Origin of the sequence: Enterococcus malodoratus (genome assembly GCF_027659535.1) — a bacterium.
In the GTDB taxonomy this organism is placed as follows: Bacteria; Bacillota; Bacilli; order Lactobacillales; family Enterococcaceae; genus Enterococcus_A; species Enterococcus_A malodoratus.
This window is the reverse complement of the sequence record NZ_JAQDPG010000003.1, coordinates 204134-217119: the sequence shown is the minus strand read 5'-3', so window position 1 is coordinate 217119 and position 12986 is coordinate 204134. Positions and strand designations below refer to the sequence as shown.

Genomic DNA, 12986 nt, shown 5'->3' with positions numbered 1-12986 from the left:
CGCTGCTTTTGTAAGACTGATTATTCAGAACTAGTGGGTATGACGCTGCTTATGGTCACACCCGCTTTTTTTGTGAATTCCATTGGGAGTTTGTTAAAGTATGCAGCGAATATTGCCAAAGATACCTTGAATGTGTTGTATTTTTAGTGAAAAAACATAGCCTAAAATTAAGTTAGGAGAATAACTGTGAAAATTCAGAAAAGCTTCGCGCAATCAGTTGGAACACTGTATTTAGTACCTACACCGATCGGAAACTTGGAAGACATGACGTTTCGTGCAGTAAAGACATTGCAAACGGTTGATTTGATCGCTAGTGAGGATACCAGAAATACACAAAAGTTATTGAACCATTTTGAAGTGAAAGTGCCGCAAAAAAGTTTGCATGAACATAATTATAATGAGCGTATTCCGGAATTACTTGATTTTCTAAGAGATGGAAAGTCAATTGCTCAAGTTAGCGATGCTGGAATGCCATCGATTAGTGATCCTGGCCATGAGTTGGTTGTAGCCTGCATTGCAGCGGATATCCCAGTTGTTGCTTTGCCGGGAGCCACTGCTGGCATGACAGCGCTGATTGCTTCTGGTTTACTTCCACAGCCGTTTTATTTTTATGGATTCTTGCAACGGAAGAAAAGTTCTCAAAAGAAAGAATTGGAAGATTTAAGAAATCAAACGGCGACTTTGATTTTTTATGAGTCACCTCATCGAGTTAAGGAGACAGTGAAAAACGTTGCAGAAGTCTTTGGTAATCGTGAAGTGGTAATTTGTCGTGAGCTGACTAAACTTTATGAAGAGTATCTGCGAGGGACTGCAGAAGAGTTAATAGAATACTTATCGGAGCATTCATTGAAAGGCGAATGTTGTTTGCTAGTTTCGGGGGCAACAGAGATAGCAGAAGAGGAAGTTTTCGAAGGGACTTTAAAGGAACAGGTCGAAGCATTGATATCAGAGGGACAAACCTCAAAAGAAGCGATTAAATCTGTTGCTAAACGACATAATTTAAAGAAACAAGATGTTTATAAAGAATACCACGAGTTATAAGAGCAGGAATTGTTCCTGCTCTTTTTGCGTGATGTTTTCTTACATAAAAAGTTACTAAATTAGAGAAAGATGAAAAAAATGAGTAAAAACTCTTTTTTTATTTGAATTTGATGTTAGAATACTTAACATAAAGAGAAATGGAGTGGTTCGATGGCAGCAAATATTGCATTTATTTTGATTTGTTCAGGATTGGTTTTTCTTATGACCCCCGCATTAGCTTTTTTCTACGGCGGGCTGGAACGACGGAAAAATATTTTGAACACGATGATGATGGTAATCTGTACAATGGGTTTGGCTTCCTTTATCTGGGTGGCGATTGGGTACTCTTTATCATTCAGCGGCGGCGGAGATTTTATTGGCAACTTAGATAAGCTCTTTTTCAATGGTGTGTCCATGAGTAAAGGAGATGGGATTCCTGAGGGGCTCTTCGCTTTCTTTCAAATGATGTTCGCCTTGATCACGACGGCAATTTTGACGGGATCAGTTGCTGGCAGAATGCGTTTTTCAGCAATTTTTCTATTCATTGCAATATGGCTAGTCGTAGTTTACTTCCCTATGGCGCATATGGTTTGGGGCGGCGGTTTTCTGGATAAAATCGGTTCGATTGATTTTGCTGGAGGAAACGTTGTTCATATCAGTTCAGGAATCTCTGGTTTAGTATTAGCAATCGTATTAGGACGTCGTCGCGAGTATCACCTTGGAGACTATCGGCCACATAATGTTCCCTTTGTAGTTTTGGGAACTGGGCTTTTATGGTTTGGCTGGTTTGGCTTTAATGGGGGATCAGCATTAGCGGCCGATGGCTTGGCAATTCACGCGATGATTACTACAAATACAGCAGCGGCTTGTGCGATGCTGTCTTGGATGTTGATTGAGAAAGTTCTAAATGGCAAACCTACTGTTGTTGGTGCTTGTACAGGAGCAGTTGTAGGACTAGTTGCCATAACACCAGGGGCGGGCTTTGTATCGATTTGGTCGAGTTTGCTGATCGGCGCTTTAGTGAGTCCGTTTTGTTACTTCTTTATTTCAGTAATCAAACAGAAGCTCGGTTTTGATGATGCGTTAGATGCGTTTGGCTGTCATGGAGTTGGCGGAATTTTTGGCGGTATCGTGACGGGGATTTTTGCCGATCCTTCAGTCGGTGGAAGAACGGGCTTGATTTATGGTGAAACGCATCTATTTATCGCTCAAATCGAAAGCGTACTATTTACTCTGGTATTTGCCGGGGTAGCTAGTTACTTAATCATTTCCTTGATTAGAGTCTTCATGCCAATTCGAGTGTCGCAGCAAGAAGAAGCATTAGGTTTAGATCAGATTGAGCATGATGAAAGTGCTTATCCGACATTTATGGGAATGGATTCTTAAAACCGACAGCAAGAGGAGGACGCAATGAAAAAAGTTGAAGCGATTATTAGACAAGAAAAATTAGAGGCGATCAAAGCAGCAATTGATCAAGAAATAGAAGTCAATGGTATGACGGTTAGTCAAGTATTAGGTTGCGGATTACAAAAAGGTCAGAAAACCCATGTTCGAGGGCAGGAAATTATTACCACATTATTGCCCAAAGTATCGGTTAGCTTTATTTTAGCTGATGAGGATGTCGAGCGGGTGGTTGATTTGATTTTGGAGACTTGTCAGTCGGAAGAATGTGGAACAGGAAAAATATTTGTTTATCCGATTGAAGAAGCGATTCGTATTCGTACACGGGAAACAGGCAAAGCAGCAATCCAATAAAAAGATTCTGCCTAAGATTATTTCTTAGGCAGAATCTTTTTTCTATTTAAGAATATCTTCTTTTATTTTGGCGAATTCTTCCTCATTTAAGATACCCTGATCTAATAGGTCCTTCATCTTTAAGAGCTGTTCTGCTTTGCTTAATGGTTCTTCAGACTTGCTCTCTTCTGTAACTAGTTGAATAGTTTCTTTTAATCTTGCCAGAACTTTTGGCGCTTCCTCTTCGGTTAAGACGATCTTAGTAGTTCCTTGTAGAGAGGTTATTTCCAATAGATCTAAACTTGTTTCTTTTATTAAACGCAGGTCCTGCATATTTGCTAAAGGAATGACTTTGAAATCATCGCCGATCATTTTCTTTTGCCCCATGACAAAACGCTGATTGGTTAAACCGTAGGCATAAAAGCCATCATTTTTAGTGGCAGATGTTCGGTTATGCAGCCCGATAAAGCAAACTAAAATTTCTTCATCGGGCCCTAAATGCTTTTCTAATACTGAAAAAAGTTTTACGCTCCACTGGCGATCGGAACCTGAAAAGAATCCGGTGTCTTGGCAAAATTGATACATTTCTTCGGCAGTCTTCATGGTATGCTCCTTTTATTTGTTAGTCTTAGTTTAGCAAAACATGGAAACGCAAACAAATAGTTTTCTAACAGAGCTCGTGTCTCATTTGCGAGTAAAGGCACAAAAAACCACCATAGCCGTCACTATGGTGGAAATGAAGGTTGTTATTTACTCTTGGTAGGAGTAAGTATGAAAAACCAATTCGGGATAATTGGTATGATTTCATGATAAAGCAAACAGTCAATGAATTCATGAATAGCTGTTTGTTAATCAATAAGAAATGAATTAGAAAAGACTTATGCAAATTTCGGTGAAATTTTACAGCATATTTCAAAATGTAAGGGTTGCATTTCATTTTAAGGAATTTAAGAGCTATGTTACACTTGGGTTGGAAGATTTAAATAGGAGGGTACATTTATGGCAAATATCAGTAAAAAGTTACTAACTGAATTGACTTCAGAAGAAGCAACAGGTCCGTTTATCACGTTTATGTTGAACACACACCATGCGCATCAAGATGTTGAAAAAGATCAAATCATGTTTAAAAACTTTGCTAAAGAAGCGAAAACACGCTTTGAGAAGAAATACACTGATCACAGCTTTGAACCATTCCAAGAAAAAATCGATCACTTATTAGCAGATGGAGACTTTTGGCGTAGCGGAACAAAAAGTGTTGCGGTAATTTTGAGCGCGAATGAAACTCATATCCATCGCTTAAGCATTGCAGTGGATGATCAATACTACGTGAGTGATTTGCCTTACTTATTGGCGATCATCAAGAATATGCAATTCAACTATCCTTATTATTTGATGGCTTTGAATAGAGATTCTATGAAACTTTATCTTGTCCGTAATAAAGAAGTCCAAGCGATCGAACTTCCAGAAGGTGCACCAAAGGATATTGTGACGGCACTTGGTGATGAATTGACTGGTGGAAACTTGAATGTCTCAGCCCGCGGCGGCGAAGTCGGCAGTTTCCATGGTGTAAATACGAAGGATGAAGAAGTCGAGATTGACTGGGTAAATTATTATCAGGCCGTTGATAACTTCTTAAAAGAATTAGATAATCCAGAGCATTTGCCTTTGTATCTTTTTGCATTGCCAGAAAACCAAACACAATTTAAAAAGATCGCGAAAAATCCTTATTATTCGGATAAAGCGGCGATTAGCGGATCACCGGCACAAGCGGGGATAAATGAGATCAAACAAGAGACACAAAAAATCTTTGATCAACTTGCTGCGGTCGAAACTCAGACGTATAAAAAATTAATCGATAGAAAATTTGTTGATCAATTAGTCGATATCGTACCGGCTACAAAGGAAGGAAAAATTTCTCATTTGTTTATTGCAACGTCCAACCTTGTAGACGGTTATGGGGAAGACCCGGATATTGAATACGATCGTCGTCAGGTACTCAATGAAATTGCCGACAATGTTATCAAAAATGGCGGACAAGTCTTTGTTCTAGACCAAAAGGATGCGCCGGATGAGAAAAGCTTATTGGCTATTTTACGGTATTAGCGACTAAATATTTCAAATATATTAAGAAAAAACTTTTTGAGCGATAACCTAGTGTTATCGCTTTATCTATGTTATACTTCTAATTGTAGTTTTTGTACGGTAATATTGGCAAGTTTGTTTCAGACAACATCTTTCCTATTTCACCATTCAAGTAATTACAAATTAATTTTTATCCTAGGAGGATGTTTAACATGGAACAAGGTACAGTAAAATGGTTTAACTCAGAAAAAGGTTATGGATTTATCACTGCTGAAAACGGAAACGACGTATTCGTACATTTCTCAGCAATCCAAGGCGACGGCTTCAAAACTTTAGAAGAAGGTCAAGCAGTGACTTTCGACGTAGAAGACGGTCAACGTGGACCTCAAGCTACAAACGTTAACAAAGCTTAATTAGTCGAATTTTCAGCCAGGTGCGAAAGCATCTGGCTTTTTTGTTGTTCAAGTTTTATTGGAAACGTTTTAAACTAAGAACTTCCTTGTAGAAAGTGGTATTATTCAGATATAATGCGTGAGGAAGGATGCGAGTTTTCTGATTTCTCCTCACGCTTTGTCAGGTATACATTTTGATTGAAATAGTATTCTCGAAAATGAAGGCGCGACTTGTGGAAAAGGAAATCCGTACTCTATGAGTTAGGTGCAAATTTTTTTGCAAAACTAGAGGAAGGAGGGGCGAATGTGAAGAAAAATTATGCGGTTGTTGATATCGAAACGACTGGTACAGATCCGAAGACGGATCGAATCATTCAATTTGGCTGTGTACTGATCGAAGAAGGCAGAATTGTGACGCATTTTTCGACAGATATCAACCCCGATCAAAATATTCCGGCGCAGATTCAGACGCTGACTGGGATTAGCAATCAGCGAATTCGAAAGGCCCCTTATTTTGAAGATGTGGCTCAGACGATCTCTAATTTATTGGCAGACACGATCTTTGTGGCCCACAATATACACTTTGACTATCCCTTTTTGAGTAATGAGCTGGAGCGTTGCGGCATGCCTCCGCTAACTATTCCTGGTATTGATACAGTAGAACTGGCACAAGTGTTCATGCCAACCTCCTTGAGTTTTCGTTTGAGAGATTTGGCGGAGGAATTGAATTTGGTACATGAAAATCCGCATCAAGCTGATAGTGATGCGGATGTGACGGCGCAGCTGCTATTGCACTTAGAATCAAAGATAAAAGAGTTGCCAATCATTACACTGAAAAAAATTATTGGTGTAGCTGATCAAATGGCTTTTCAAACGAAAGAGTATTTGCAAGACTGTTTGGTAGAGATGCAAGCCGATCCCCAGCCATTATCAAAAGGTCTAGTTATTATACATGGCTTGGCTTTGCGCAAAAAAAATGTTCCGCTCTTTTCTGAGAATTATTTTGGGACGAAGGCTTATCCGCGTTCTCGCAAAGCAAAGGAAAAGGTCTACCATAACGAATTAGACTTTCGTAAAGAGCAAGCTCGATTGATGAATCTAGTCTATGATTTTTTCAACAAGAAGGATGACAAAAATGTTTTGGTAGAGGCTGCGACAGGCATTGGCAAGACGCTGGGGTATTTGCTGCCAATGAGTTTTCTGGCGACACCGGAAAAGCCGTTGGTGGTCAGTACGGTTTCACTGCTGCTGCAAGAACAGATTTTGAATCACGATTTGCCGTTAATCAATCGTTTATTGGATCATCCGCTGCAAGCTGTAGTGATGAAAAGCAGTCGGCATTATATTGATTTGGAGCGTTTCTATCAAAGTTTTGAAAAGCAGTCTGAACAAAAGCAATATACTTTTTATCAGATGGCGGTACTTGTTTGGTTAACTCAGACCGAGACCGGCGACTTCGATGAGTTGAATATGACAAGCTTGAAGCATGCTTTTTGGCATGAAGTGGCTCATTTAGGCACGCATACGTTGAATCCTAAGAGTCCCTTTTTTAGCGTAGATTTTATTCGGCATCGTCAAGAAAAATTGGCACAGAGTAATTTGATCGTCACGAATCATGCTTATTTGGCACAAGAGGATCAACGGAAATTTCCGCAATTGCCGAAAAGTCCTTACTTGATTATTGATGAGGCGCATCACTTAAATCGAGTATTAGAAAAAATCAGTACGCAACAGTTTAATCTTCTAGCAGTTCAACGAGCTTTTCATCAGCTGCAGGATAATCAAAAGTTTGCAGATTGGCAGGTTTTGGTTCAAAAAGACCAGCAGACGGTACATGTTCTTGAAATTTTACAAGATGTGTTGCAAGAGTTGGATGAAGATTTGACTGATTTTTATCAAATTTTCAAGGAAGAATATCCTGCTGAAGAGGATCGTTTGATTACAAAAGAGATGATTGATCAATTGTCATTAGCTGGTGAACAGGTTTTACAGCGGATCGGACGATTGTATCAAGATGCCTTGACGTTAGGTGAACAGCTGCAAACGTACTTTACGATTTATAAAGAAACATTCGGTATTAAGGAGCAAGCCGAATGGGGCAATCTGCAAGCATTATTAGATAATTTGGCTCAGCAGCAAACCGCGTTTGAACTGTTTAGTGAGCGTTGGGATGCGCGTTATATTCACTGGTTCAATGCGAAACGTAAAACATTCCAAGTCCAGGATTTAGAGGCTTCGCTAATTCGTGAAACGACGTGGTACGAACGCTATCAACAGATTCTTTATTTAGGCGGAACGTTAAAGATCGGCAGCGACCGACACTATTTTGCGAAACGCTGGGGAATTCCGGAAACGGCTTTGAAGATCATCAGCAGTCCGTATGATTACGCGGAGCAAGCGCGTTTGTATTTGCCGACGAACAGTATCAGCATTCAGTCGACTTCGCCGGACCATTATGCGCAATATGTTGCAAACGTTGTTCAAAAAATGGCGGAGAAGCAGCAACGACCGATTTTAGTCTTGTTTACGTCCCATGATATTTTGAATCGTGTCTACCAACGGGTACGTGTCCCCTTGTTAAATCAAGGAAGAGAAGTCTTGGCACAGGGAATCGGCGGCAGTCGTGAGAAATTGCTGAAACGATTCTTATTATCCAAAGATGCACTTTTATTTGGGGCTGACAGTTTTTGGGAAGGGATCGATTTGCCGGGTGAGATCTTGCAGATTTTGATTGTCACTCGACTTCCGTTTGAAAATCCGCAACGGCTGCAGGTGAAAGCACGGAATGACTTTTTGGCATCTGAAGGGATTAATCCCTTTTTCCAAGAAGCTGTTCCCCATGCCGCGCTGCGTTTGCGCCAAGCGTTGGGCCGTTTGATTCGTTCAGAAAAGGATAAGGGCGTCATGCTCCTATTAGATCAACGCTTTATCACTGCTAAATATGGTGAAAAGCTGCGTAAGGCATTGCCAAAAGAATTGCCGATCAAACAATTGCCGCTGGAAGAAATTTTAGCGGAGACGGATCAATTTTTAAATTCTGACAAAAGTGTAGAGAATTAATGAGGGAAGTCCCTTCTTTTGGTATAATGTAGCTTGTCTGAGAGGAGTATGATTTTGGATACGAATAGTGCAAGACAACAGAAACTCAATCGTTGGCTATTAGGAATCGTGGCTTTTCTACTGATTATTATCGTGGCAGCGACCATGATTTTCATCCGTTCGAATCGTCCGATGCATCAAGCCAAAAGAGAAGCTGTTCAAATGGCAGAGAAATATGCCGATTTAAAAACGGTGGATCAGTTTTATTGGTTCAATCGTGAAAAGACTTACTTTACCGTCACTGGTGAAAATAACACTGGCGAACAAATTATTGTAATTGTTCCAAAATCGGGAGAGAAAATCCGTGTTTTAAACCAAAAAGATGGTCTGACTGAACAGCAGGCAGAAAAACGTTTTGAAAGCGACAACCCAGATCTTATTTTTGAAAAAGCGAATTTAGGAATTTACCGTGATCAAACAACATGGGAGATTACCGCAAAAGACGATCAAGGGACGATTTATTATTACTTGCTGGCATTTAATGACGGCAAGACGATTAAGGTCATCAAAAAAATCTAAAAAATCTTGGTAGGGGAGTTATCAGTTATGAAATTATCAGAGCGTGTAACAAACTTAGAACCGTCCGTCACTTTAGCAGCGACCGCCAAAGCCAAAGAGTTGAAAGCCCAAGGATTAGATGTCATCAGTTTGACTGTCGGAGAACCGGATTTTACTACGCCGGAAAATATCGAGCAGGCAGCGATTGATGGGATCAAGAGCGGCAAGGTCAGCTTTTATACTGCTTCTGGCGGTACACCAGAATTGAAGACAGCGATCGTTGATTTTACCAAGAAAAACTATGATCTAACGGTTGAACCCAAAAACATCATCGTGACCAGCGGTGCGAAATTTGCGTTGTATACGTTATTCCAAACGATTTTGGATGCGGGGGATGAAGTGATCATTCCTGTTCCTTATTGGGTCAGCTACGGAGAGCAAGTCAAATTAGCACAAGGCAATCCCGTCTTCATTACGGGGGCTCAAAGCAACGACTATAAGATCACGGTTGACCAGTTGGAAGATGCACGAACAGAAAAAACAAAAGCAATCATCATTAATTCACCATCAAATCCAACGGGAATGATTTATACAGAAAATGAATTGCGGGAAATTGGTGAATGGGCGGTTCGTCATGATTTGCTGATTGTCTCAGATGATATTTATGATCATCTTGTTTATAATGGGAACGAAGCGCCGCATATTGCTTCTTTATCTGACGAGATTTTCCATCAAACAGTGATCATCAACGGAGTATCAAAAACCTATTCTATGACCGGTTGGCGAATCGGTTATGCGATTGGGAATGCTGAGATTATTGGCGGAATGACATCGATCGCTTCTCAAGCGACAAGCAATCCGACGTCGGTCAGCCAAGTAGCGGCTGTGGAAGCTTTAGCTGGTGAACAAGAGACTGCGGAAAAAATGCGTCAGGCCTTTGAAGAACGGCTGAATACAATCTATCCAAAAGTTGCTGATTTACCTGGTTTCAAATTGAAAAAACCTCAGGGCGCCTTCTACCTGTTTCCAAATATCGCGGAAGCGATGGAAATGGGCGGGTACGACAATGTGACGACTTGGGTGAACGATTTGTTAGCTCAGGAACATGTTGCTTTAGTAACAGGCGAAGGGTTCGGATCAGCTGATAGTGTGCGGATGAGTTATTCAGCCAGCATGGAAGACTTGGAAGAAGCAGTCGTGCGGATTCGCCGCTTTATTGAAAATAGTAAGAAGTAAGACATCAATTCGGGATAAATAAGTTAGGAGAGACATTTGTGGAACAAATTCAAATCATTGATGCCAAGAATCATGTTGGCGAAACAGTAAAAATCGGTGCTTGGGTGGCTAATAAGCGTTCAAGCGGAAAGATCTCATTTTTACAATTACGTGATGGAACAGCTTATTTCCAAGCAGTTGTTGTCAAAAGTGAAGTATCAGAAGAAATCTTTCATTTAGCAAAAGAATTGACACAAGAAACATCAATCATCGTAACTGGAGAAATCCGTGAAGACACACGTTCAAAATTCGGTTATGAGTTGGGTGTAACCGACATTGAAGTAATCGGTGAAAGTCATGATTATCCAATTACACCGAAGGAACACGGGGTTGATTTCTTGATGGATCATCGCCATTTATGGTTGCGTTCTTCTCAACAACACGCGATTATGTTGATTCGTAACGAAGTGATTCGTGCGACTTACGAATTCTTCAATAATAATGGCTTTGTGAAAATTGATCCGCCGATTCTAACAGGTTCAGCACCTGAAGGAACAAGTGATTTATTTGAAACAAATTATTTCGATCAAAAAGCTTATCTTTCTCAAAGTGGTCAATTATATATGGAAGCGGCAGCTATGGCTTTAGGCAAAGTTTTCTCCTTTGGGCCAACTTTCCGAGCTGAAAAATCAAAGACACGTCGTCATTTGATCGAGTTTTGGATGATTGAACCAGAAATGGCCTTCATGCATCAGGAGGATAGTTTGGAAGTTCAGGAACAATATGTTGCTTATTTAGTGCAAAGTGTTCTTGATAATTGCGATTACGCCTTAGATGTATTAGGTCGTGATAAAGAAATTTTGAAAAACTATACAAAACTTCCTTATCCGCGAATCTCTTATGATGACGCGATCGAACTGTTGAAGAAAAACGATTTTGACGACATTGAATGGGGCGATGATTTTGGTTCGCCGCATGAAACCTTTATCGCTAACTCATTTGATCGTCCAGTCTTCATCTTGAATTATCCAAAAGCAATCAAACCATTCTACATGAAACCACATCCAACCCGTGAGGATGTAGTGATCTGTGCCGATTTGATCGCACCTGAAGGTTATGGTGAAATCATTGGCGGGTCAGAACGTGCGACGGATTATGATTACTTGTTGGAACAAATTCGTGAAGCAGGCTTGAATGAAGAAGAATATTCGTGGTACTTAGACTTGCGTAAATATGGGACTGTGCCGCATTCAGGCTTTGGTTTAGGACTTGAACGGACGATTACCTTTATCTCAGGGATCGATCATGTCCGTGAGGCTATTCCATTCCCACGTTTGTTAAACCGTATTTATCCATAATTGCAATGAATTCAAAAACGCCGAGCATCGTCTCGGCGTTTTTTTGCTTTTAAAATCCAATTTTCTCTATTAAAGAACTGTGCTTGTCGTCATCATGTTGAAAATAAATCTGTTCATTGCCTTCGTCAGTTTCCTTGAGATTAGTAGTAACAACAGTTTTTACTTCTTCTTTGTCGATATTCTTTTCGACGATTTGAGAAGTTGCTCCCAGAGTGATTAATGCCAATGCGATAATAGTAAGTTTTTTCATTTTAAATATCCTCCTAAATTAAAATCCGATTTTTTCGGCTAAAGTATGTTCGTCATCGTTGTCATGGCCAAAATCAATGTCGTTGTCTTTTTCGTCATGTTCTTTGAGGTTGGTAGTAACAACAGTTTTTACTTCTTCTTTGTCGATATTCTTTTCGACGATTTGAGAAGTTGCACCTAGAGTGATTAGTGCCAATGCGATAATAGTAATTTTTTTCATTTTAAATTTCTCCTTTAGAGTTTGTATTTTTTTTAGGTTCGATTAGTTAAAAAATTTTCCTTCGATTTCACTTTTCACTAAGCCAAAGAACTGGGTCATTACTTTTGTACAGGTTTCTTCAGGTAAACGTGTTTCGTTGGCGATAAAATCTGTGATTGCTGCTAAATGTTTTTTCGAGTAGCGGGTAATGTTCTTATCGCAATAGTTTTCATAGCTTTGTAAGATGCTTTCTACTGTTTGAATGCTTTCGTTTGTTTGTCCGACTAAAGTTTTGATTGTTTGTGTGTTGTTCATGATGTTTTCCTCTTTTCTTGACCGACTGTCGGTCTATTTTAGTTTAATAGTTAAACTCAACAGATGCAGTTGAGTTATGAGTTAAAAATTGTTTGTAATTGTGATCTTGTTTGGTCATAGGGATGGACGCTTGGATTAATGTCGAGCACTTTAAAAATCAGGTCGGTAGCAGCAAGAACTCTGTTTTGAATTGTTTCAGCGGATAAATTTTCAGTTGTATCAAACATTGTTTGAATCCCTGCAATCAAGAACTGAATGCTTTCAAGCGGATACTCGGTTCTAAATTCGCCTTGGTGTTTTCCTTCTTCAATAATTTCTGCTAGGAGGGGACAAACTTGGTTGATCGTTCCTTCCAACGCTCGCTGTTTCATTAAGGCGTTTTCTGGCATTTGAAATTTGTCGACGATTTCTTCTTTGCGTTCATCTTTTGAATTATCTTGGGAAAGGAAGACAATCAGTTTCTCTAATGCTGGGACATCTGATTTTTGAATTTCTTTCACTCGTAAGATTTCTTGATCGATGATTTGACCGATGACCGCGTCTAGCACTTCTTCTTTAGAAACGAAATAATGATAGAAGGTCCCTTTGGCGATGCCGACTCGTTTCAAAATATCATTGATGGTCGTTTTATTGAATCCCTTGGTTAAAAAAAATTCTTCGGCAGTAGTGATAATTTCATTTCTTCGTTCATCATGCTCTTTTACGATGCGCATATCTTCTCTCCTTTCTCTAAACCGACTGTCGGTCGCTTTCTATACCCTTATATTACCGACCGGCGGTCTAGTTGTCAACACTTTTTTGAATTAAATTTTATATTATTTAGCG

14 protein-coding genes are annotated in these 12986 nt (G+C 39.8%); 9 read left to right on the top strand and 5 right to left on the bottom strand.

All coding sequences use genetic code 11. The features are described 5' to 3' along the window. The first annotated feature begins 186 nt into the window (after positions 1–186). From rsmI to PGP85_RS06950, 3 genes are all read left to right on the top strand, one after another. Positions 187–1041 (top strand): 16S rRNA (cytidine(1402)-2'-O)-methyltransferase, encoded by an 855-nt coding sequence (gene rsmI / locus PGP85_RS06960; protein ID WP_270326749.1) that lies wholly within the window; start codon positions 187–189, stop codon positions 1039–1041. A 150-nt stretch (positions 1042–1191) separates the two neighbouring features. After that, positions 1192–2406 carry an ammonium transporter gene (locus PGP85_RS06955; RefSeq protein ID WP_090403015.1) on the top strand — a complete coding sequence of 405 codons (1215 nt, stop codon included), beginning with the start codon at positions 1192–1194 and terminating at the stop codon, positions 2404–2406. A gap of 24 nt (positions 2407–2430) precedes the next feature. Continuing rightward, entirely contained in the window at positions 2431–2775 is a 345-nt protein-coding gene (locus tag PGP85_RS06950; protein WP_010740787.1) for a P-II family nitrogen regulator, read from the top strand. 42 nt (positions 2776–2817) lie between these two features. On the opposite strand, the gene PGP85_RS06945 is transcribed toward PGP85_RS06950, so the two are convergent. Next, positions 2818–3357, bottom strand: coding sequence for a PH domain-containing protein (locus PGP85_RS06945; protein WP_270326746.1), 540 nt, complete (start codon positions 3355–3357; stop codon positions 2818–2820). Positions 3358–3753: 396 nt separating this feature from the next. On the opposite strand from PGP85_RS06945, the gene PGP85_RS06940 reads away from it, so the two are divergent. The 6 genes from PGP85_RS06940 (at position 3754) to asnS (ending at position 11398) form a co-directional block, all read left to right on the top strand. Beyond that, positions 3754–4857: a baeRF6 domain-containing protein gene (locus tag PGP85_RS06940; RefSeq protein WP_270326744.1), complete on the top strand. Its 1104-nt coding sequence runs from the start codon at positions 3754–3756 to the stop codon at positions 4855–4857. Positions 4858–5048: 191 nt separating this feature from the next. Beyond that, positions 5049–5249 (top strand): cold-shock protein, encoded by a 201-nt coding sequence (locus PGP85_RS06935; RefSeq protein WP_010740784.1) that lies wholly within the window; start codon positions 5049–5051, stop codon positions 5247–5249. A gap of 285 nt (positions 5250–5534) precedes the next feature. Next, the gene (locus PGP85_RS06930) at positions 5535–8288 is read left to right on the top strand and encodes a helicase C-terminal domain-containing protein (RefSeq protein WP_270326743.1); all 2754 of its coding nucleotides are present in this window, start codon (positions 5535–5537) and stop codon (positions 8286–8288) included. Positions 8289–8342: 54 nt separating this feature from the next. After that, positions 8343–8846 (top strand): cell wall elongation regulator TseB-like domain-containing protein, encoded by a 504-nt coding sequence (locus PGP85_RS06925; RefSeq protein WP_010740782.1) that lies wholly within the window; start codon positions 8343–8345, stop codon positions 8844–8846. Between the two features lie 27 nt (positions 8847–8873). Continuing rightward, entirely contained in the window at positions 8874–10061 is a 1188-nt protein-coding gene (locus PGP85_RS06920) for a pyridoxal phosphate-dependent aminotransferase (protein WP_270326741.1), read from the top strand. A 38-nt stretch (positions 10062–10099) separates the two neighbouring features. After that, complete coding sequence (gene asnS, locus PGP85_RS06915; RefSeq protein ID WP_251866775.1) at positions 10100–11398, top strand: asparagine--tRNA ligase; 1299 nt, start codon at positions 10100–10102, stop codon at positions 11396–11398. Positions 11399–11447: 49 nt separating this feature from the next. Here asnS and PGP85_RS06910 read toward each other — a convergent pair whose 3' ends face one another. The 4 genes from PGP85_RS06910 to PGP85_RS06895 form a co-directional block, all read right to left on the bottom strand. Next, on the bottom strand, positions 11448–11648 hold the full coding sequence (locus PGP85_RS06910; protein ID WP_270326738.1) for a hypothetical protein: 201 nt from the start codon (positions 11646–11648) through the stop codon (positions 11448–11450). Between the two features lie 18 nt (positions 11649–11666). Further along, positions 11667–11867, bottom strand: a complete 201-nt coding sequence (locus PGP85_RS06905; RefSeq protein WP_010740778.1) for a hypothetical protein — start codon at positions 11865–11867, stop codon at positions 11667–11669. A 42-nt stretch (positions 11868–11909) separates the two neighbouring features. Further along, on the bottom strand, positions 11910–12161 hold the full coding sequence (locus PGP85_RS06900) for a hypothetical protein (protein ID WP_270326736.1): 252 nt from the start codon (positions 12159–12161) through the stop codon (positions 11910–11912). Between the two features lie 74 nt (positions 12162–12235). After that, positions 12236–12874 (bottom strand): TetR/AcrR family transcriptional regulator, encoded by a 639-nt coding sequence (locus PGP85_RS06895; protein WP_270326735.1) that lies wholly within the window; start codon positions 12872–12874, stop codon positions 12236–12238. Between the last annotated feature and the right edge of the window lie 112 nt (positions 12875–12986).